Source organism: Vibrio tasmaniensis (assembly GCF_024347635.1).
GTDB lineage: Bacteria > Pseudomonadota > Gammaproteobacteria > Enterobacterales > Vibrionaceae > Vibrio > Vibrio tasmaniensis.
The window spans coordinates 1,177,634-1,198,613 of sequence record NZ_AP025510.1 but is presented as its reverse complement, the minus strand read 5'-3'; the positions used below and the strand labels follow the sequence as shown (position 1 = coordinate 1,198,613).

15 protein-coding genes and 1 riboswitch are annotated in these 20,980 nt (G+C 43.8%); of the genes, 6 read left to right on the top strand and 9 right to left on the bottom strand.

Annotation, left to right across the window (positions count from 1 at the left end; translation table 11 throughout):
- Nucleotides 1-224: 224 nt before the first annotated feature.
- From mukB to cmoM, 4 genes are all read right to left on the bottom strand, one after another.
- Complete coding sequence (gene mukB, locus OCV44_RS05585; protein WP_139684706.1) at nucleotides 225-4,679, bottom strand: chromosome partition protein MukB; 4,455 nt, start codon at nucleotides 4,677-4,679, stop codon at nucleotides 225-227.
- Entirely contained in the window at nucleotides 4,676-5,482 is an 807-nt protein-coding gene (mukE, locus tag OCV44_RS05580) for a chromosome partition protein MukE (protein WP_139684707.1), read from the bottom strand. The genes mukB and mukE overlap by 4 nt, the downstream gene beginning before the upstream one ends.
- A complete protein-coding gene (gene mukF / locus OCV44_RS05575) occupies nucleotides 5,463-6,800 on the bottom strand; it encodes a chromosome partition protein MukF (RefSeq protein ID WP_009846358.1) in 1,338 nt (445 codons plus the stop codon). The genes mukE and mukF overlap by 20 nt, the downstream gene beginning before the upstream one ends.
- 125 nt (nucleotides 6,801-6,925) lie before the next feature.
- The gene (gene cmoM, locus OCV44_RS05570; RefSeq protein WP_139684708.1) at nucleotides 6,926-7,711 is read right to left on the bottom strand and encodes a tRNA uridine 5-oxyacetic acid(34) methyltransferase CmoM; all 786 of its coding nucleotides are present in this window, start codon (nucleotides 7,709-7,711) and stop codon (nucleotides 6,926-6,928) included.
- A gap of 115 nt (nucleotides 7,712-7,826) precedes the next feature.
- On the opposite strand from cmoM, the gene elyC reads away from it, so the two are divergent.
- The gene (gene elyC / locus OCV44_RS05565; protein WP_086049120.1) at nucleotides 7,827-8,633 is read left to right on the top strand and encodes an envelope biogenesis factor ElyC; all 807 of its coding nucleotides are present in this window, start codon (nucleotides 7,827-7,829) and stop codon (nucleotides 8,631-8,633) included.
- Between the two features lie 96 nt (nucleotides 8,634-8,729).
- Here elyC and torR read toward each other — a convergent pair whose 3' ends face one another.
- Nucleotides 8,730-9,443: a two-component system response regulator TorR gene (gene torR / locus OCV44_RS05560; protein ID WP_086049119.1), complete on the bottom strand. Its 714-nt coding sequence runs from the start codon at nucleotides 9,441-9,443 to the stop codon at nucleotides 8,730-8,732.
- A gap of 287 nt (nucleotides 9,444-9,730) precedes the next feature.
- Between torR and torD the strand changes: the two genes are divergently transcribed.
- The 5 genes from torD to OCV44_RS05535 all read left to right on the top strand — a co-directional run bounded on the left by torD (nucleotide 9,731) and on the right by OCV44_RS05535 (nucleotide 13,891).
- Nucleotides 9,731-10,378 (top strand): molecular chaperone TorD, encoded by a 648-nt coding sequence (gene torD, locus OCV44_RS05555; protein ID WP_139684709.1) that lies wholly within the window; start codon nucleotides 9,731-9,733, stop codon nucleotides 10,376-10,378.
- Between the two features lie 318 nt (nucleotides 10,379-10,696).
- Nucleotides 10,697-11,701, top strand: coding sequence for an HTH-type transcriptional repressor PurR (gene purR, locus OCV44_RS05550; protein WP_139684710.1), 1,005 nt, complete (start codon nucleotides 10,697-10,699; stop codon nucleotides 11,699-11,701).
- 170 nt (nucleotides 11,702-11,871) lie between these two features.
- Nucleotides 11,872-11,957: riboswitch (cyclic di-GMP riboswitch) on the top strand.
- Between the two features lie 127 nt (nucleotides 11,958-12,084).
- On the top strand, nucleotides 12,085-12,675 hold the full coding sequence (locus OCV44_RS05545; protein ID WP_139684711.1) for a TfoX/Sxy family DNA transformation protein: 591 nt from the start codon (nucleotides 12,085-12,087) through the stop codon (nucleotides 12,673-12,675).
- 154 nt (nucleotides 12,676-12,829) lie between these two features.
- Nucleotides 12,830-13,510, top strand: coding sequence for a TVP38/TMEM64 family protein (locus tag OCV44_RS05540; protein ID WP_139684712.1), 681 nt, complete (start codon nucleotides 12,830-12,832; stop codon nucleotides 13,508-13,510).
- A gap of 63 nt (nucleotides 13,511-13,573) precedes the next feature.
- Nucleotides 13,574-13,891, top strand: a complete 318-nt coding sequence (locus tag OCV44_RS05535) for a putative signal transducing protein (protein WP_139684713.1) — start codon at nucleotides 13,574-13,576, stop codon at nucleotides 13,889-13,891.
- A gap of 126 nt (nucleotides 13,892-14,017) precedes the next feature.
- On the opposite strand, the gene OCV44_RS05530 is transcribed toward OCV44_RS05535, so the two are convergent.
- From OCV44_RS05530 to topA, 4 genes are all read right to left on the bottom strand, one after another.
- On the bottom strand, nucleotides 14,018-14,815 hold the full coding sequence (locus OCV44_RS05530; RefSeq protein WP_009846349.1) for an alpha/beta fold hydrolase: 798 nt from the start codon (nucleotides 14,813-14,815) through the stop codon (nucleotides 14,018-14,020).
- Between the two features lie 282 nt (nucleotides 14,816-15,097).
- Nucleotides 15,098-16,552, bottom strand: coding sequence for a glycogen synthase GlgA (glgA, locus tag OCV44_RS05525; protein ID WP_139684714.1), 1,455 nt, complete (start codon nucleotides 16,550-16,552; stop codon nucleotides 15,098-15,100).
- Complete coding sequence (gene glgC, locus OCV44_RS05520) at nucleotides 16,542-17,759, bottom strand: glucose-1-phosphate adenylyltransferase (RefSeq protein ID WP_246091731.1); 1,218 nt, start codon at nucleotides 17,757-17,759, stop codon at nucleotides 16,542-16,544. The genes glgA and glgC overlap by 11 nt, the downstream gene beginning before the upstream one ends.
- 553 nt (nucleotides 17,760-18,312) lie before the next feature.
- Nucleotides 18,313-20,943: a type I DNA topoisomerase gene (gene topA, locus OCV44_RS05515; RefSeq protein ID WP_012603610.1), complete on the bottom strand. Its 2,631-nt coding sequence runs from the start codon at nucleotides 20,941-20,943 to the stop codon at nucleotides 18,313-18,315.
- Nucleotides 20,944-20,980: the final 37 nt, after the last annotated feature.

The window sequence follows — 20,980 nt, the reverse complement described above, 5'->3', positions numbered from 1 at the left end:
TTCTGAGAAGGCGGTTTTTTATATGGTAATAAGCTCTGTTTGAATCATGCCAATCACAGTCAGTGATTATAAATAGCTCAGGAATACACCCTCACCCTCACCCTCACCCTCACCCTCACCCTCACCCTCACCAAAAGAATACGAGATCCGAGAAGCTGCCAAACAAAAAAAGCCCCGAAGTGTATACTTCGAGGCCATTAATTTACGGTAGATAGATCACGCTTCTAAGGTGTTTCAATCAACTCTTGAACTGGAGATACCGGTTTGTTTTGAGCAAAACCACGCAGACCAACAACGTGTACGTGTTCGTGGTCTTTGAAGACCTTACGTACCAGTTTGTAGGTTGTACCTTTCTCTGGGCTAATGTTCTCTGGCGCAGCAATCAAAAGTTGCATACCTAAACGGTCACACAGTTCAAACAGCGTAGAGATCGACTTAGAATCCAGACGTGCGGCTTCATCAAGGAACAACAAACGACATGGAACAATGTCTTTACTACGAAGTCGACGTGATTCCTCTTCCCAGCTCTGGATAACCATCAATAGGATTGATTGACCAGTACCGATCGCCTCACCCGTAGACAATGCGCCCGATTCCGCTTGTAACCAACCGTCTGAACCACGGTTAACTTCAACACTTAACTCTAGATAGTTGCGGTAATCCAGTAACTCTTCACCAAGAACTTGCGGAGAACGTTGACCCATATCGATATGTGGGTTCACTCGTTGGAACAACTTCGCCATTGCTTCAGAGAAGGTAAAGCGCGTTGATTCGAACAAGTCTTTATGCTGCTCTTGTTGAGTCGCTAAGCCTGATAGTAAAATCTCGTGGCTTTCACGGATCTTAACGTTCAGACGTACGCCTTTAACCTGACCAAAGTAAATGTTAGACAAACCTTGGTTGAGCATACGAATACGGTTCTGCTCGCGCTGAATCGTCTTCTTGATGATGCTTGCTACCGATTCAGAGCTGATCGCTAAGCGGTTTTCACGCTGCGTCAGTTCTTCTGTAAGACGAGCAAGCTCAACTTCCATCTCTTCGATCGCTTCAACCGGATCATCCGTATGAATGATATCTTGGCGAATACGCTCACGAAGGTGTTGGTAAACCGCAATGTAGAACAGAACTTTACGCTCTGGATGCGCGTTATCTTCAGATAGACGCAGCGAATCACGTAGGTCTTCATTATCAGACACAGCCAAACGCAGTGCACCCAGTGATTTATCCGACATAGAGCGAAGCTCGCCTGCCGTTAGGTAAGCCAACTCACGCTTATGAAGACGACGTTCAACGTCATTTTCACGAGCCAAGCGAAGTACTGAACACCAACCTGCTTTTGCTGCAACCACGAAGGTACGAAGCTCTGTGTACTCTTTCTGAACTTTCTTAAGACGCTTAGCTAGGGCTTTCATCTCAAGTTCTGTTGACGTAATCGTACGCTCGTATTCACTTTTACGGCTGCGAGATGTGTGTAGACGCTCTTGAAGCTCGTCACGACGACGCACAGCGCGCTCTTCAGCGCCTTCATCAGCATTTACGCCAAACTCTTGTAGCTCTTGTTTGAACTCTTGAACCGTTTCCTGTTTCGCTTGATGTGAGCTCTTCAGTGCTGCCAATACTTGGTTGTACTGGTTCATCTGTTCACGAGCTTGCTTCAAGCCATCACGGCCTTTGGTTCTTGCTTGTTCTGCTTGAACCAACTTCGCTTTCAATTGCTCGCTTAGTTCGCTGCTCTTGTTGAGCAAATCAACAGAGTCTGCGTAAGCAAAATAGTGACGACGCTCAATCAAATCAGACAGCGCGAACACTTTGCCTTTTAGGCTTTGTAGCGCGTTGTCTGCTTGACGATATTCGGCTTCCAAAGCTTCGAACTGCTCTGGATCAGCGTCTAGTGCAGATACGATTTGCTCTAGAGAAGTAAGCGCTTTGCCATGAGTATTCAAGTAAGACTTGGCTTCACTTAAACGCTCTAGTTGCGCTTCCAATTCAGCTAAGCGCTCAGCTAATGTTTCGTCTTCAAGAATACGAACCATTGGTGCCAGTTTGTCCAGTGCACCAAGTGCCTGCTTACTTTGCAGAAGTTGGCTACGTTGCTGCTGCTCTTTAGAGTCAAGCTCAGCCAGAGAACGAACAATTTGATTACGCTTATCACGAACAGCAACCAGTGCTTGCTCTGGGTCTGCGTTAAACGCAACATGCAGGTGCTTAGCAACAAAACTGTTGAATGCTTGGTATAGGCGATTCAGTTTCTGAGAATCGAACGCGGCTTTGGCGTGGTTTTCCACAACAACATCACGCTCTTCACGCAATATCTCTAGGCGCTGTTCACGAGCCGCACGGCCAAACAATGGAATCTCTGGGAAACGAGAATAACGCATTTGACGATCGTTCAACTGAACACAGACCGCACCTTCAAGCTCATCGGCATTGAATGAGCTGTCATCAAACGCGTCTACATCGCCTTCAAGGATGTAAAGGTCTTCTGGACAATCATCAAGATCCACCAGCTTCTCTTTAATGCCATCAAGGTCCGAAACCACAATTGCGTGACGAGCTGGGCCATACATCGCACTAAAGTACGGTGCATCACCAATGGTAATGTCATCGTAGATCTCAGAAAGCAGCACGCCACCCAGTGTATCCGCTAAGCCTTTCAAGCGAGGATCGTTAGAACCACCTGGAGACGCTAAACGTTCAATTTCTTGCTCAAGTTCAGCTCGGCGCGTTGCCAACTGATCTTTTGCTACCGCTTGAGATTTCTCGTTTTCAAGCACTTGCTGCATTTGAGTCATAACTGCTTGGCTATCTTCTAGCTCAGCGTCTGTTTGATCTCTGAGTGCTTCAAGTGCGTCATTAGCTGTAATCCACGCAGGAGCAATAGCCTCGAGTTTTTGAATCTCTTGGTCATGGTTTTGTTGCACACGACGTTGCTCACTCTTCGCTTCACGCAGCTCTTCTTGAGCGTACTCAAGAGACTCGATCTGCATAGCATGGCGTTCACGTTCTTCATCGAAAACCGCTTCGTCAGTCAGTGAGATGTTGTGTTGCTTTTGGTATTCAGTCGCCAGCTCTTTTGCTTGACGCTGCTGCGCCACATCACGAGCCATGTCGCGGTGTTGAGCACGCCACTGTTGTTCGTTTTCAACAACGTGTTTTGCGTTACGGCCTTTCTCTAACGCTTGTTTAGCGCTGTGAGAAGCGTCTTTACGCTCAACATCGCCAACAATACTTTTAACAAGAGACAGCGCTTTGTCGAACTGCGCAGAGGCAGCAGAAGACATGTCGAGCTTATGTTTAGTAGACAGTAGCGTTTGAGTGCTTGATTCTTCTTGTGCTTTTAGCTCAGAAACCAGAGTTAATGCGCTCTCTGCGGTAATAGATTCATCACCGAGTAGCTGCTTAGTTTTCTCTAATGCTTGAACCGCTTGCTGGTATTGAAGCGCACGAGTCTGCTGAACATCCAACGCTTGTTGGTAGTCAGCAAGCTGAGTTTTCAGGCTATCCACTTCTTCTTCAGTAATGGTTGCCTGCTCTTCAGCAAGAAGTACTCGCTCTTGAGCTTCTTCAACCACCATCATCTGCTCTTCTAGACGCTCATTAAGCTCTTCTAGGTCTTCGCTGTAGCGAGCAATTTTCTCTTGCTGACGAAGTGCAGTTTGAACCAATTGAAGGTGATCCGAAGCCGCTTGGTAATCTTGCTCCAGTGCCGATTCTTGATCGACCAACAGCTCAAGCTCTTCTTGAACGCGGTTCAACAAGTTGTTTTGATCAAGCAAGGTTTCACGAGAACCAAACAGTTCGCCACGGAACTTCATGGTTTGATCAAGCTTGTTACGACGATCGTTGGCATGGCGCATGTAATCTGCTGCCACGTAATTCGTAGATTCAGTGATCAAGTGCTTGAACAGGTCACGATCCGACTGAGTCGTTTTGATCGCTTCTAGCGTCATGCGGTTTTCACGCAGTGCTGATTCCATATCTTGGAATGCTTTCTTCACACCGCCATTTTGCGGCAGAAGGTAATCACGCAGAGAACGTGTAATCGCACTTGAGATACCGCCGTAAAGTGATGCTTCAATCAAACGGTAGAACTTAGAACGGTCACTGCTGTTACGCAGTTTCTTTGGAACCACACCGTATTCAAACATCTGTGAGTGGTAATCAACAATCGAAGAAAAGGCTTTAAAATGCGCGCCTTCGTATTGTGCAACCGCCGCTTTCACGTCGCTCAACTGACATACACGTGCGTGGCTGTCTGAAACGTTCTGAATCAATACATCCGTTGGTTTCACGTGGCTTGGTAGGCCTTGGATAACAAATGGTTTGATGTCTACTTTCTTATCACGACCCGCAACTTGCTGCAGTTTTACCGCAAACAGTAGGCGTTGATTACGAGAGTTCACCACATCTAGCGCGGCATAACATGCGCCAGGTTGAAGCTTACCGTAAAGACCTTTGTCACGAGAAGACTGCGAACTACCCGCTTCCGTTGTGTTACGGAAGTGCAGAAGGCTTTGGTCAGGAATAAGTGCGGTGATGAATGCCGCCATTGTGGTCGACTTACCCGCACCGTTACCGCCAGAAAGCGTTGTAACCAATCCATCGATATCAAAAGTACGTGCAAAGAAGCCGTTCCAGTTGATCATGGTTAATGATTGATACTTACCTCTTTCAATCATACTTCACCTTCTACTTTTGTTTGTTCGCCATCGTTTGACTCAAGGTCAAAGTCAGCTTGATCGTTAAATATGTCTTGTTGACCGTTTTCGTCTACGTCTAGCTCTACTTCTAATGCGGCTTCCGCTTGTTCTTCATTCAACAAGCTACCTTGATTAGGTTCTTGGGTATGAACAACCGCTTCACCATCACGAATAAGACGTAATTGCGCTTCTTTCATATCGTCGCCAACACGAACGTCCGCACCAAAACGGAACACCGCTTCACTGATACGGAATTTACCTGTTTCACCAATCACAATCAGCATGCCGATACGACGTAAACGACGTAAAGAAGTACGTACTTTTTCAAACAGCTTTTCTTTGTCTAAGTCAGAACCAGACGCACGGTTGGTCGCTAGCTTCATGAGTTTTTTCTCATCCGCTAACGACATCAGTTCATCAAACAGCTCTTGATTAGTAAAGATACCTTCATGAGCCAAACGCTCTGGGCTTAGATATAAGAAACACAATACTTTGCCAACCAGCATATCTAGCTCAGACAACACACTACGACCTATCAGAGACGTAGAACGTGGACGCAAGTAAAAGAAACCTTCAGGCGCTTTTACCAGTTCCGTATTGTAGCGTTGGTAAAAATGCTGAAGCTCAACTTCGAAATCAGAAAGCAACGCATGGTTATCTAGGTCTTCTGTTGAAACATGCTTGCCTGAACGCAGCATGCTGTCTAGCGCAGGGAACAATGGGTTCGCTATCGCTTTTACCAGTTTCTCTGGCATGTAATCATCAGTACTTGTTAATGACATTTGCTTGTACCTTTGCACCGAAATCGTTGATTGCCTGCCAATCTGGCTGAATAGCCTGATAGTCAGACTCTGAGTAACCTAAGCGAACGGCTTGGTCGACAACAATTCTGGCTAAATCAAAATGGTGTGTGCGAGGGTGCGCTGCGAGGTAATCACGCAGCACAAGGCCAAGATCAATTGGCGCGCCTTGCTGTTTGTGAGCTTTCAACATATCTGCGATTCGTTCTGAAAGTAGATCGTTCACTTGCTCAAACTCTTCGTATTCTACGTCGATTGGGGCTTGCCCCATCACTTCGTCATCACGGAGCACAAGTGCTTCATCGCGAAGATCCGTGAGTTTTTCTGCGTCTGCGTAGGTCAATAACCAAGGCGCATCAAAGTAGTCAGTGACTGACTGACGCAAGCGTTGGCTAAAGGCACGGTTTTTATCCATATCGATCGCGGTACGGATAAATTTATGCACGTGGCGGTCGTAACCGATCCACAAATCAATCGCTTGTTGGCCCCAACTGGTGATTCGGTCTAGCTTCATCTGCAAACCAAATAGGGTTTCACCTACAAACTCGAGTTCATCGTCACCGTAAACAATTTCTTGAATATCAAGTATCTGGGTTTGCAGTTCATCACCCGCCGCTTGCAAGGTGTCTTGCAACTCTTTTAGCGTGGCTGAGGTTTCCGATAGCAAAGACTCACAGTTATTAATTGCTTCTCGCCAATCTTTATTTAAAAGATCCGCAATTTGCTGTTTGACGGTTTGTTGCTGCTCATCCATAACACGTTGGTTAAGATCGATCTGATCAAAAATTTCACCAACAGAATATTTGAGCACGCCGTAAACATTCCTTCTCCAATGTCCCGGAGTTCCACCTTTCTGAGCGGCTTCAATGGCTTTTGCCATCTCATCTGCAACCATAGAAAGCTGGATAGACAGTTTCAATTTGGAAAACTGGCGGTGACGTAAGTAATAATCTGAGATACCAATCGCCAATGGAGATAAGCGATAAATGCTTGCACCATCCGTGATTTCGCTGGTAAAGCGGCTGATCAACTTCTGTTTAACCAACTCATTGATAGCATTGTTGGCACGAAACGCAGAGGCTTCGCCAGTATCTTCAAACAGTCGAGTGACAATGGTAAATGCATCGTGCAGTTCACCCTCGCCCAACTCTTCATCGAACCGTTCATTGCTTAGTACTGCGATAGCAATCAAAAATGCTAAGCGCTCTGGTGGCAAGTTTAATGAAAAATCATGCTGCTTGACCCAGCCCACCAACTCATCAATTGGCTGCTCTTCGGCAGTTTGAGTCATTTCACTCATTGTGGTTCCTGTTACTGTTCTTCGTCATATCAAATGTATTAGATATGAAGCCTATTTCTTTATAACGCGGGCTTGTTACGATTGCGCAGCGCATGTTGTGGCTTCTTTTACCACATTCATCGCTGTTATTGCGCAGGTTTTTGAGCCCAAACGTGAATATAACGACCTAGCGACAGATATGGCTCTTGGCGACATAGCTGTTTCTCTAGTTCCAACACATCTTCGAACTGGTAATCGCCCATGTACTCCATATTACCTATGTAGTCACTGAAAGAGCGAATGCCTGATTTACCACAGATATCTAAACCAGCGTCTTCTATCCATTGATAAACCTCTTCAGGCCTCAAGCCTTTTTGTGGTTGCAGCTTAAACCTTTTTCGATGTGGCATCCCATTCAATACATGAGGAATGTTGCCACAAATCACATTTTTCAGGACTAAACCATGGTGGTTGTAAAACATTATCGAGGCAATGCCACCGGGTTTTACTTGTCCCAACAACAAATCAAGAGCCTGTTTAGGGTCTGCTAACCATTCCATTACGGCATGAAACATCACAAAATCGACTTTCTCTTCGAGATGCTCTGCCACTTTTTGTACCGGAGAATGGATAAAACGATACTGCTCGAGTAAACCTGCTTCTGCGATGCTTTCTTCCGCTAGCTTCAACATTTCAGAAGAGAGGTCGCACAGAGAAACGTTGTGCCCTAGTGTCGCAATTTTTTGCGACATTTGAGCAAGCCCACCTCCGGCATCAAGTATATGCAGCGGCGAAGCGGATTGTTCAAATTTGCTCAAAGCTTGTTCTAAATCTTCCCATACGATGCACTGACGGATCTCTCCTTTGTCAGAGCCGTATATGTTTTTTGCAAATTTGTGGGCAATATCGTCGAAATTACGGTCTTCAGTCACGGCTACTTGAGTTATTATGTCCTATCGTGCCTGCTATTCTGTCACAGGAATTTCAGGAATAAAGAGGCGATGTCTCTTTTTACTACTAAGTGATGTTTTTTCGGACTATTCGGATATGTTTGAGCTGAAAAAAGTAGTGTCTTCGTTACTGATGCCACTGCCAGCAATGTTAATTCTCGCTTTTCTGGGTTTAGCCCTAGTGATGTTTACTGCAAAAAGGAAGACAGGTTGCCTAATTACCCTTTCAGCCCTCTGTGGTATTTTCCTAATCGCTTTCCAGCCTGTTTCTAGTCAACTTTTAATGCCAATGGAAAGGCAACACACCGCTTTTTTACCTATCGATGATACCGTCGATTACATTATGGTTCTTGGAAGTGGTCACGTTGTTGATGACCAAATCCCACCAACATCAGAACTTAGCCGCACCGGTCTGATGCGCTTAAGTGAAGGGATTCGTATCTTACGTCTTTACCCCGGAGCTAAACTCATTTTGTCTGGTTATGGCGCAGGCACTGAGGTGAGCAACGCAAAAATGATGGCTAAAGTAGCGCTAGCACTCGGCGTGGCAAAACCCGATATCATTCTGCTTGAAACTGCGAAAGATACGTGGGAAGAAGCTCGCCAAGCCGCTGCATTCGTTAAGAATAAGAAAATGGTGCTCGTGACATCAGCGAGCCATATGACTCGCGCCCTTAATGAATTCAATGCCGCGGGCATGAAACCATTACCAGCACCAACCAACTACCTTGCACAAGAAGGCATTGTTGAACCATGGAATAAGTATATGCCTAAGGCTATCTATCTCGAGCAGACTGAGCGCTATTGGCATGAGACGATGGGATTAGTTTGGCAAAGCTTGCGAGATTGGCTAGACACAAGTAATGACCCTGTCGAGAGCAGTACTCCGATGATAAACAATTAAAAAGTTCAGTAACAAAAAAACCGAGGCATCATTGATGTCTCGGTTTTTTTTACTTTCAAGTATCGTTACTGACTATAGTCGGTATCCAAAGGAAAGTTAGTCACCAGCGAACATGTAACCTTCACCGTGAACCGTCACAAAAATTTGTGGGTTCTTAGGATCAAACTCCATTTTTGCACGCATACGGCGAATTAATACATCGATAGTGCGGTCATTCGGCGCGTCCACTCGATGGCTGATCATATTCAAGATACGTTCACGACTTAAAACTTGGTTAGGGTAAGAAGAGAGCGCAACCAACAGTTCATATTCCGCTTTGGTCAATTTCACCGGCTCGTTATTCTTACTTAATGCACGGCGAGGTATATCAAACGTCCACTCACCAAAACGAACCACAGATTCGTCTCCTGCTTCTTCTACCGCAACCGCTGCTGTCTTACGAGCCGCCGAAATGCGCCACAAGAGGTTTTTAACTCGAACCAACAACTCGCGAAGTTCGAAAGGTTTAGTAACGTAATCATCAGCGCCCATTTCAAGGCCAACGATCTTGTCAATGCTATCCGTGCGTCCAGTAACTAAAATTATGCCAATGTCTGATTGACTGCGTAATTCGCGAGTTAGCATCAATCCATCTTCGCCTGGCAAGTTGATGTCTAACATAATGAGGTCAACGTTATTTTCTTCTAACATTTTTCTCATTTGAGCACCGCTTTCAGCTTCGCTCACTGTGTAACCTTCATTCTGGAAATATCCAACCAGTTTACTGCGGGTTACCACATCATCTTCTACGACTAATACGTGATAGCTCATCTACACCACTTTTCTTATTTAATAGTTTCATTGACCATTCTATTCATAACTCGTAACAATTCTAGTACTACAGAAGATAAAAGCCAGAAACATGATTTTTTTTTGATACAAGACAATCTTAAACCTTGCTATTTGTCGCCCATCGCAATTCAATATAGGTATTACTACTAACGAGTCACTTTGCGTTTCGCAAATAACCTTGTTATTCAGCCTTGGTGTACCTATACCCAAATCACTTGACGATGCTCGGTATACACACACCACAAGACTCAATCAGGATCTAAGAAATGAAAGATACGAAAGCGTTCAACGAGCAAAGAGCAGAAATATACTGGTGGCTATCACGCTTGTTCGCTAAAGAGCTCACTCAAGAAGAACTTGATCACTACCACTCTGTTGAAATTCGTTCTTTCCTTACAGGCTTAGGCGAAAATGAAACACTAAAGCCGGCGATTGATAGCTTAGTGGATGCACTAAACCGTCTACAAACACGTGAAGATGCTCAATTAGAATTGTCTGCTGACTTCTGTGACTTGTTCTTAAAAACAGATAAACATGGCGCACTTCCTTACGCTTCTATGTATATCGGCAAGACTGGCCTTTTAAACGATAAGCCAGCAAAAGATATGGAAGAGATCATGGCTAAACACAACTTAGTGGTTAACCAAGACCTAAAAGAGCCAGCTGATCACATTGCTATCGAACTCGACTTTCTAGGTAATCTCATCATTCGTTCGAACGAAACCGAGCTTGAAGAAGAACTAGAAAAATCCTTCGCAGTTCAACAACAATTTATCGAACAGCAACTGCTTACTTGGGTACCAAAGTTCAACGTTAAATGTCATGACGTTGACCCATTCGGTTTCTACGCTTCAGTCTCATCTCTGCTATTGGCATTCTGTAAACTGGACACTCAATACCTAGCTGGCGAATAAGCTTTTTTGACGAATCGATAAATAAATTCAATAGAATTGTGACCATTCACCCGGATTTCTGGGTGAATTTTATTGCGAGTAATTTCTAGTCAGTCTAAAATTGTGACCGCAAACGATAAAATATGAAACATTCACGAAATGCTACACTTAGTAAAGTTCAGAGCATTTTGGTGTTAATACAAGCCGCTCAATAGCGGTTTTTTGTTTTTTAGCACTTTAGTACCCAAAGAGCCCTACAAATTTAAGCTCTTAGTTAGGTAGCTTAACGGCTACTTCATTCCGTACTTTGGGAAAGTAGCTTCTAATTAGGATAAAAACATGGCCACTATAAAAGATGTCGCACGCTTAGCCGGCGTATCAACAACAACCGTTTCTCACGTAATCAACAAAACTCGCTTTGTTGCTGAAGCGACTCAAGAAAAAGTTAATAAAGCCGTAGACGAACTTAACTATGCGCCAAGTGCCGTTGCTCGTAGTCTGAAGTGCAATACAACACGCACTATCGGTATGTTAGTGACTCAATCAACCAATCTGTTCTTCTCTGAAGTTATTGATGGTGTTGAGAGCTACTGCTACCGTCAAGGTTACACTTTGATTTTGTGTAATACGGGCGGTATCTACGAAAAGCAACGTGACTACATTCGCATGCTTGCAGAGAAACGTGTAGATGGCATCTTAGTTATGTGTTCTGACCTAACTGAAGAACTAAGAGAGATGTTAGACCGTCACGCAGACATCCCTAAAGTTATCATGGACTGGGGCCCTGAAAGCTCTCAGGCTGATAAGATCATCGATAACTCTGAAGAAGGTGGCTACCTAGCAACCAAATACCTTATTGAGCGCGGTCACTCCAAGATCGCATGTTTAAGTGGCCACTTAGACAAAGCAGCATGTGTTGAGCGCATCGCCGGTTACAAACGCGCACTCAATGAAGCAAAGATTGCCGGTGATGATAATATGATCATTGAAGGCAACTTTGAGTGTGACACAGCTGTAATTGCTGCCGACCAAATCATCGAGATGGAAGATCGCCCTACTGCTGTATTCTGTTTTAACGACACCATGGCATTAGGCTTGATGAGCCGATTGCAAGAAAAAGGAATTCGTATTCCTGAAGATATCTCAGTGATCGGTTACGACAACATAGAATTGGCTGAATACTTCTCTCCACCGTTAACGACGGTTCACCAACCTAAGCGCCGTGTTGGTAAAAATGCATTCGAAATACTACTAGAGCGTATAAAAGACAAAGACCACGAAAAACGCGTCTTCGAAATGCACCCTGAAATTGTTGAGCGAAGTACAGTTAAAACGTTAAATTAATTGATGTAATGAGTTTAGTTTAATCAAGCGCACCTTTAGGTGCGTTTTTTTTCTCAACAAACAAAGTGCACTTGCATGCATAATTCAAAGATCATTAATTGAAGCAACGTCACATTTTGAAATAAGAAGTGTGAGCCTAATTCAACAAAAACTTTATTCTAATAACCCAGTCACGCACAGGGCAAACCACTTGAAAAAGTGGGACGCAAAGCTTCCGGCCTAAACCACTCGTTGGTATGGTAGCGGGGTTACCGATGGCAAAATGCAGTAACTACTAATACTTTAGTAATTTACAGCCTATTGACAATTTAATTGCAACATTTTGCTAATCTCTCGGACCTGCTTATTTGGTGGCGTAGTTCAAATACACCGAGATAAATAACATGGATAAACCGATACTAAAGGACTCAATGAAATTATTTGAGCCCCTAGGAAAAATTAAGTCACGCTCAATGTTTGGTGGATTCGGGCTTTTTGCTGATGACACAATGTTTGCCCTGGTTGTGAATGACCAGTTGCATATACGAGCTGACAAATGCACAACACAACAATTCGAACAACAAGGGTTTCAACCTTACGTCTACAAAAAACGTGGTTTCCCTGTCGTTACTAAATATTTCGCTTTACCTGAGAGCTTATGGCAAGACCAAGAAAAAATCTTGCAGCTTGCGACTACGTCTCTAGGTTTTGCTAAAGAAGAGAAAGCTGAACAATCTTCTGCTAAACCAACTCGACTCAAAGATCTGCCTAATCTTCGACTCGCCACTGAGCGGATGTTGAAAAAGGCAGGAATTGATTCTGTAGAACGTTTATATGAATCTGGCTCTGTAAACGCATTTAACGCCATCAAAGAATCGCATGCGTCTTCTGTCAGTATTGAACTGCTGTGGGCACTAGAAGGCGCGATCAATGGTACACATTGGTCTGTTATACCGCAGCAACGTCGTGAAGAGCTTATCAATAGCGTCAACTAACATTGTCAGTGCAAATTATCTAGATAACTAAGCCGCATTTTTGCGGCTTTTTTTATATCTGGTGAAAGTTATCCTATGCTTTGCCTGTCTATCTATACTAATGGTATACATTGAAAAACTAATGGTATGCATTGAAAATTTAGAGGAAGTACCAATGAGTAAGAAAATGATATTGGGTGTTGTGTTGGTCATAACCATCGTCTTGTTAGGCGTCAATTTTGGCCAGTACCTCACGCTTGAAAATGCAAAAGCCCAACAAGCTGTTTTAAATGACTACATCGAGAGCAATTTCATTGCCGCTGCCGCTATTTACTTTGTCGCGTATGTCATGATTACGGCTTTCTCAATTCCTGGCGCTGCCGTTGTTACGCTGTTAGGGGCTGCGCTGTTTGGTTTCTGGAACAGCTTACTACTGGTGTCTTTCGCGAGTGCCATTGGTGCAACCCTCGCCTTCTTAAGTAGCCGTTACTTGTTACGTGACTGGATCCAAACCAAGTTTGGTGACAAGCTAGCCACCATCAATAAAGGCGTTGAAAAAGACGGCGCATTTTACTTGTTTTCTCTGCGTCTAATTCCCGTATTCCCATTCTTCCTTATTAATCTGTTGATGGGTCTAACACCGATGTCGGTGAGTCGTTACTACATTACAAGTCAAATCGGGATGTTGCCGGGTACTGCCGTTTTCTTGAATGCCGGAACTCAACTCGCAGAAATTGATTCACTTTCGGGTATCGTGTCTCCCTCAGTACTGTTGTCATTTGCCTTGCTGGGTGTGTTCCCAATTATTGCCAAATGGTTGATGAATAAATTTCGCTCAGCACCTGTCGCTGAGTAGCGAATATAACTAAATAACTTATATAGCTAAATAATGCATGCAGCCAAATAAGGTTCTATTTCAATGAAAATCTTCAGTGCATCGAATCCGACAGAAGCTCATATCATCTGTGGATTGTTAGAAAGTGAGAATATTGCGTGTGAAGTCCGTGGTGAGGGTTTGTTTGGTTTAAAAGGGGAAATCCCATTTACTGAGGATACAGACCCTTACGTATGGTTATATGAGCCAGAGCTCGCTAGCAAAGCCCGTACGATCGTCAATGACTACCAAAAACAGCAAGATTCGATCATCTATGAAGAGTGGCGTTGTGGAAAGTGTCATGAAGTTAATGAAGCCCAATTTGGCTCTTGTTGGCAGTGTGGTGCTGCTTCACCTGAATAGGGAAGCTCTAAAGACCATAAACCATTCGGTTAGATACCTCCTCCTACAAAAAACGGGAAGCTATTATTAGCTTCCCGTTTTTATTTCAATTCTATTCAAGTATGTTCTGATCAAGGACCTAGAGAATCACTGAATTTGCTTTTGAATAAAAGCGATAGATTGTTGATTGAATTCTTCAGGGTTTTCTACATTACATACATGCCCACAGTTGGCAATTTCTACCAACTCGCTCGACTCGTGCGCTTCGACCATTTCTTTAACCGGCTTGATGAACATGTAATCGCGCTCCCCCATCAAATACAAAGTCGGAATCGGCAACTCTCTGTCTTTAAAATACTTCATCAATGGATTGACATCAGCCGTGAGAATAAACCAGCGTTTAAATTCTTTTTGGCACAGCTTTTTAGCTTCGCGGATAAATAGGTGACGTGATTCTTTCTGACTTTTTTGCGGCATCACAACATAAGCAAAAAGGCTATATAACCACATATAAGGAATGATGTGCTTACTCAAGTTTCCTAATTTGATTAAGACTTGAGAACGAGTGTTAAGTTTAGTAACGGCACCACCAAGCACCATAGAACGTACTCGGCTTGCCGCCAATTCAGCCACGTTGCGAACGATAATCGTACCCAAAGACATGCCTACAAAGTGTGCGGATCGGATTTTTAGATGATCTAACACTTTAAGTATATCGAGCGTTACTGATTTGAACGTATAACGGTTCGAAATCAGATCTTTAAGTATATTGTCTGATTTACCATGCCCTCTCAAGTCAATGAGAAGCAAGTTGAAATGCTGTTTATAGGCTTTGATCTGCTTAAACCAAATGGAGGAACTGCCTCCGGCGCCATGCACAAACACAACCCACTCATCGCTCGTAGGGTGAGTAAATGTTTTATGAAATAATAAACTCTCAGACATACCTATCGCTTAATTTATTTATGGAGCTAAGCCTCATCACAAGGCGATGACTAAGGATATCACGCAATGAAGAATTTTAAGTGATAATAGTGTCAAACCCAACACTAGTCATGTGAATACCTGACCACATTTTCTACCTGACTAAAATGAGTTTGCAAGCTTTCTCTTCGTAAACGTGATGTGATCTGACCAGGAAACAAAAAGGCACTCTACAATTAGAGCGCCTTCATTTATTACGAGCTGTTGTTGTCCGCCAGCTAATTTTAAAGCTAAGTCAACAAGTTAAAATGCTGAATGGTACATGGCCAAGTATTCTTTGGCCGCATCTTCCCAACTAAAGTCTTGTTGCATCGCGTAAAGTTGAACCCGCTTAATTTCAGATGGATTTTGAGCATAAAGTAGTAATGAACGATGCAATACCGATAGCAATGCTTGCGGTGTTGGCTCTTCAAAAGCAAACCCAGTCGCGACTTCTGGATCCTGATCGTAATCATTCACACTGTCTTTTAAACCGCCAACAGAGCGCACAATAGGCAAAGTGCCGTAAGCCATGCTGTAGATTTGGTTCAAGCCACAAGGCTCAAATTCAGAAGGCATCAAGAAGAAATCAGAACCCGCTTCAACCAAATGCGCCAACTCATTATTGTAGGCTTCTACGAATGAGAACTTGTCTGAATGAAGTGCGGATAGCTCTTTCAATTGACTCGCCAAAACCGGGTCACCAGTACCGACAATCACGATCTGCAATTCGTTTTTCAAGAACTGCTCGATGATAGGCAGTAAGTAATGAACGCCTTTTTGGTTGGTCAGACGACAAACCATGCCATAAACCGCACAATCGGTAACGGGTAAGCCAACATCTTGTTGCAGTTTTTGCTTACAAGCTGATTTCCCACGAGTCATGCTGTGTTTCGTCGCTTTGAATTTACGAGGAAGGAAAGCGTCTGTTTCCGGGTTCCAAGCTCCATAATCACAACCGTTGAGAATACCAAATAAGTCTGCCGAACGATGTTGGAACTCTGCTGCCATGCCATGGCTACCTAACTCCGTTTTCAGCTCTTCTGCATACGTTGGGCTTACTGCATTGATCTTATCGGCACACATCACCCCTGCTTTTAGCATGGTGACATGCGTGTCACTTACAGATGCTTCAGGCACATTGTAATTGTGCATCTCTGGCAGACATTGCAGTTCATCGTATGCGAACACCCCTTTGAAAACTGCATTGTGAACCGAGAGAACACTGCGCGTATTTTCAAAGAAATCGTGTTGTTGATAACGTGATTTCAGCAAGAAAGGCACAAACCCTGTGTGCCAGTCATTTGCATGAATGATATCAGGTTGGAACGTGAGCTTAGGAAGCATATCCAAACAAGCCGTACTGAAGAACGAGAAGCGCTCTCCGTTATCGGCATACGCTTGATTGTTCTCTGCGTACATTTCAGGGCGATCGAAATACTTGGAACATTCAATAGCGAAGATTTGAACACCTTCGACACTCAACTTTTTGACTTGATAAGCAGTATGAGGCCAATGATCGAGCTCGGTCGACAAAATAACTTCAGCAGAACCAATGTTCGGAATGTTTCTATAAGCAGGGATGGTCACTCGAACATCTTGTTCGAGTGTTTGTAACGCTTTTGGCAGTGCCTTGGCTACGTCAGCCAAGCCACCACTTTTAATCAAGCCTTCAACTTCAGACGCTACAAAAAGTACCGAGAGAGTCTTAGTAACCAACTCGAGCTCCTTTGGAAATAACTACTACACCATCGTCAGAGACATGGTAATGCTTTTTATCTTCTTTCAGATTTACGCCAATCTGTGTTCCAGGTGCGATATCTGCATCTTTATCGACGATAACACGACGAAGTACGCAACCTTCACCCACTTTCACGTCGCCGAGTAAGATACTCTCACTAATATCACACGCTGATGCGATATTACTGCGGAAACCCAATACACACTTCTCAATGCGAGAACCACGTACATAGCTGCCGTTACACACTAAGCTATCGATGATCTGAACACGGCCGTTTGCCGAATCAGTAAACGTAGCCGGCGGTAATGGCGGGTAGTAGGTATGTAGTGGCCACTTGCGGTTGTATAGCGAGAATGGCGCATCTTTCTCAAGAAGGTCCATATGAGCTTGCCAGTACGCGTCAATCGTACCTACATCGCGCCAATAAACTTCTTCTTTCTCACCAGTAATACGGTTCGTACTGAAGTCATAAACAAACACATCACCACGCGGAACCATGTTTGGAATGATGTCTTTACCGAAATCATGAGTTGAATCTTCTTTATCTGCATCTTCGACAAGTTCTGCGAACAGCTCGTTAGCTTCAAATACGTAGTTACCCATAGACACAAGCGCAGACTCCGGGTCACCTGGAATTGGTTTCGGGTTAGCAGGTTTCTCTTCAAAACCAATCATACGTCCTTCAGCATCCACTTCGATAACGCCGAAATCAGATGCTTCAGCAAGCGGCATACGCAATGCAGAAACGGTCAGAGCCGCTTTCTTCTCTTTATGGAAATTAAGCATCTGCTTAATGTCCATTTTGTAAATATGATCTGAGCCAAAAATACAAACTTGATCAGGTTCTTCCAACTGCATGAAGCGAAGATTTTGATAGATGGCATCTGCAGTACCTTCATACCAACGCTTACCTGTACGCATTTGTGCAGGAATTGGGTCGATAAAGCGGTCTGTTATGCCACTGATATTCCAACCCTTTTTCATGTGGTGGAACAGTGATTGTGACTTAAACTGTGTTAATACGTAGATCTTCATTAGATCAGCATTAACGAAGTTGTTCAAAGCGAAATCAATTAAGCGGTAGCTACCACCGAAAGGAACCGAGGGTTTGCTGCGAGATTCAGTTAAAGGTCTTAAGCGAGAGCCTTCACCACCAGCAAGAATCATTCCTAATACACCAGCCATTTTATTCTCCATATATTTATAGCTTGTCGATGTCAGTGCTCTTAGAGGTATCTTCCTCTGGGGGATGAGCACCAACACTTATTTCGGTACTTAACGAATATCCATTCACATGCAGTGATAATATCCTAAGCCAAACGTTGTTAGGTGTGCACTATTCTTTGCACTTGTTTTTATATACGTTATCGACTTTCCGGCCGATTTCAATTTTTAATACGCCATTCTGTGTTACGTAAGCCGATTGCTTTCCTAAGACTTAAAGCAGCTCACATTACACTGTTTTTGCGAAACATTACGTTAACACTCCGCACACATCGGATATACAACTAAAACTCAATCTGTAACTTACAATATTTTAATTAAGTTACAATCACGTTAAAGTTGCATAATTAGAAATTATTATCCATCTCATTTATTTCATGACCTGAATTTAACAAATTGACACGGGAAAGGCTGACGTTCGAGAAATCGCATAATTAGTCATATTTAGATCAAAAAAAGCAGCCTAATGGCTGCTTTTTAGTCAATCAAATGTCAGAACGGGTCAAACATTCAGTTACTTTTCTTTAGGCTTTTTACGTTTATCCGTAACTTCCCATTTACCGTCGATGTACAAAGCAGTCCAACCTGAAGGTTTACCGTCCACTTCAGTACGAACGTAGTTCTCTTTTGTCTTACGACTAAAACGAACCACTGTCGGCTTACCATCAGGATCAGCAACCGGTGCTGAAGCCAGATACTGGAATTTAGGTGAGATACGGTCTTTAAAACGAACCAGCTCTTCCACTAATGGTGCACGTGTTTCACGTGATTTAGGGAAGTTACTTGCAGCCATAAACAGACCAGAAGCACCGTCACGAAGTACAAAGTACGCATCTGAGTTTTCACACGGAAGTTCAGGGAAATGTACCGGATCTTCTTTCGGTGGCGCTACTTCGCCATTTTTCAGAATCTTACGAGTGTTCTTACAATCTTCACTCGTACAATCCATGTATTTACCGAAACGACCATTCTTCAGAACCATGTCAGAACTACATTTGTCACACTCAACAAGTGGACCATCGTAACCTTTCACTTTGAATTCGCCGTGTTCAACCACATAACCTTCACAGTTAGGGTTATTACCACACACGTGCATCTTGCGCTTATCATCGATCAGATAAGCATCCATTGCCGTTTCACAAATCGGACAACGCTTTTTAGCTCGAAGGGCTGCTGTTTCAACGTCTTCTTCAAGAACGTTGATAATGCCGTCTTCATCACCAAGGTTAATGGTTGTCTTACAACGCTCTTTTGGTGGAAGTGCATAACCAGAACAACCTAGGAATACGCCGGTTGAAGCGGTACGAATACCCATTTTACGGCTACAAGTTGGACACTCAATATCGGTTTCAACGATATGATTTGGCTTCATGCCACCAGCGTCTTCATCTAAATCCGCTTTTTCCAAATCGCCTGTAAAGTCTTCAAAGAAGTTGTCTAGCACGCCTTTCCAGCTTGCTTCGCCTTCTGCAATTTGATCTAACTTCTGCTCCATACGAGCCGTGAAGTCATAGTTCATTAGATCATTGAAACTGCCATCTAGACGGTCAGTAACAATTTCACCCATTTTCTCAGCATAGAAACGACGCTGTTCAACTTTTACATAACCACGATCTTGAATCGTAGAGATGATTGATGCGTACGTTGAAGGGCGACCAATGCCACGCTTCTCAAGCTCTTTAACTAGCGCGGCTTCAGTGAAACGTGCCGGTGGCTTAGTGAAGTGCTGTTTAGGGTCTAATGCGATGAGATCTAGCTTTTCGCCAACCTGTACGGCAGGAAGAATCGTATCTTCATTTTTACCCATTGGACGTTGAACGCGAGTCCAACCATCAAACTTAAGAATACGACCTTTCGCTTTTAACGTGTACTCATCAGCTTTAACGCTTACCGTCGTTGAATCGTATTGCGCAGGTGTCATTTGACATGCAACGAATTGATTCCAAATCAGCGAGTAAAGCTTGTGTGCGTCTGCGTCTACGCCGTTTAGGTCTTCAGACTTAACATCTACACTTGAAGGACGAATCGCTTCGTGAGCCTCTTGTGCGCCCTCTTTGCTGCCGTATACAAGCGCCTTCGGTGGAAGATATTGTGCGCCAAACTCAGAACCAATGTATTCACGTGCGGCTTCTACAGCTTCTGAACTCAAGTTGGTTGAGTCAGTACGCATATAAGTGATGTAACCCGCTTCATACAAACGTTGAGCCAACATCATGGTTTTCTTTACGCCGTAACCAAGACGTGTGCTCGCCGCTTGTTGCAGAGTCGACGTGATGTAAGGTGCAGACGGCTTACTCTTCGTTGGGCGGTCTTCACGTTTACATACTTCGTATTGCGCTTTTTCTAAAACGCTTACTGCAGCTTGTGTTTGCGCTTCATTATCAGGTTTAAACGCAACACCGTCTTTTTGAGCAACTTGCAGTCTGAAATCTGTTTTCTCTGCCGTTTTGGTATCAGCATGCACATCCCAGAACTCTTCAGGGATAAAAGCGTTAATCTCGCGCTCACGTTCAACCAGTAGTTTTACAGCTACAGATTGAACACGGCCAGCGGATAGGCCTCGTGCTACTTTTTTCCAAAGCAATGGTGACACCATAAAGCCAACAACACGGTCCATAAAACGTCGTGCTTGTTGTGCGTTTACGCCATCGATATTTAGCTCACCTGGAGTTTCGAAAGCTTGTTGAATAGCATTTTTGGTGATTTCGTTAAAAACCACTCGTTTGTATCGCGTTTCATCACCACCGATGATCTCACGAAGGTGCCATGCGATAGCTTCTCCTTCGCGGTCCAAATCGGTTGCGAGATAAACATGGTCTGCGTTCTCAGCCAGTTTTTGCAATTCAGCAACGACTTTTTCTTTACCAGGTAGAATTTGGTAGTTCGCTTCCCACTCTTGATATGGGTTGATACCCATCTTTTTAATCAGAGCTTTGCGATCTTTTTCTTTCTTGATACGAGCTTTATCTTCTGGGCTCATACCCTTGGTTGAAACTGCAGCAGCCTTTTGACCAGTACTTTGACCTGCCGTTGGTAAATCACGAACGTGACCTACACTCGACTTAACGACAAAGTCTTTGCCAAGATATTTATTGATAGTTTTAGCCTTGGCTGGCGACTCCACTATAACGAGCGATTTACCCATATTGACTCTAACGTCCTTAATCACGATGCTTCAGCAC

What these genes read in the sequence shown, in the direction of transcription:
- mukB (WP_139684706.1), bottom strand. Translation starts at nt 4,679, where the DNA reads ATGATTGAAAGAGGTAAGTATCAATCATTAACCATGATCAACTGGAAC.
- mukE (WP_139684707.1), bottom strand. Translation starts at nt 5,482, where the DNA reads ATGTCATTAACAAGTACTGATGATTACATGCCAGAGAAACTGGTAAAA.
- mukF (WP_009846358.1), bottom strand. Translation starts at nt 6,800, where the DNA reads ATGAGTGAAATGACTCAAACTGCCGAAGAGCAGCCAATTGATGAGTTG.
- elyC (WP_086049120.1), top strand. Translation starts at nt 7,827, where the DNA reads ATGTTTGAGCTGAAAAAAGTAGTGTCTTCGTTACTGATGCCACTGCCA.
- torR (WP_086049119.1), bottom strand. Translation starts at nt 9,443, where the DNA reads ATGAGCTATCACGTATTAGTCGTAGAAGATGATGTGGTAACCCGCAGT.
- torD (WP_139684709.1), top strand. Translation starts at nt 9,731, where the DNA reads ATGAAAGATACGAAAGCGTTCAACGAGCAAAGAGCAGAAATATACTGG.
- purR (WP_139684710.1), top strand. Translation starts at nt 10,697, where the DNA reads ATGGCCACTATAAAAGATGTCGCACGCTTAGCCGGCGTATCAACAACA.
- OCV44_RS05545 (WP_139684711.1), top strand. Translation starts at nt 12,085, where the DNA reads ATGGATAAACCGATACTAAAGGACTCAATGAAATTATTTGAGCCCCTA.
- OCV44_RS05540 (WP_139684712.1), top strand. Translation starts at nt 12,830, where the DNA reads ATGAGTAAGAAAATGATATTGGGTGTTGTGTTGGTCATAACCATCGTC.
- OCV44_RS05535 (WP_139684713.1), top strand. Translation starts at nt 13,574, where the DNA reads ATGAAAATCTTCAGTGCATCGAATCCGACAGAAGCTCATATCATCTGT.
- OCV44_RS05530 (WP_009846349.1), bottom strand. Translation starts at nt 14,815, where the DNA reads ATGTCTGAGAGTTTATTATTTCATAAAACATTTACTCACCCTACGAGC.
- glgC (WP_246091731.1), bottom strand. Translation starts at nt 17,759, where the DNA reads ATGGCTGGTGTATTAGGAATGATTCTTGCTGGTGGTGAAGGCTCTCGC.
- topA (WP_012603610.1), bottom strand. Translation starts at nt 20,943, where the DNA reads ATGGGTAAATCGCTCGTTATAGTGGAGTCGCCAGCCAAGGCTAAAACT.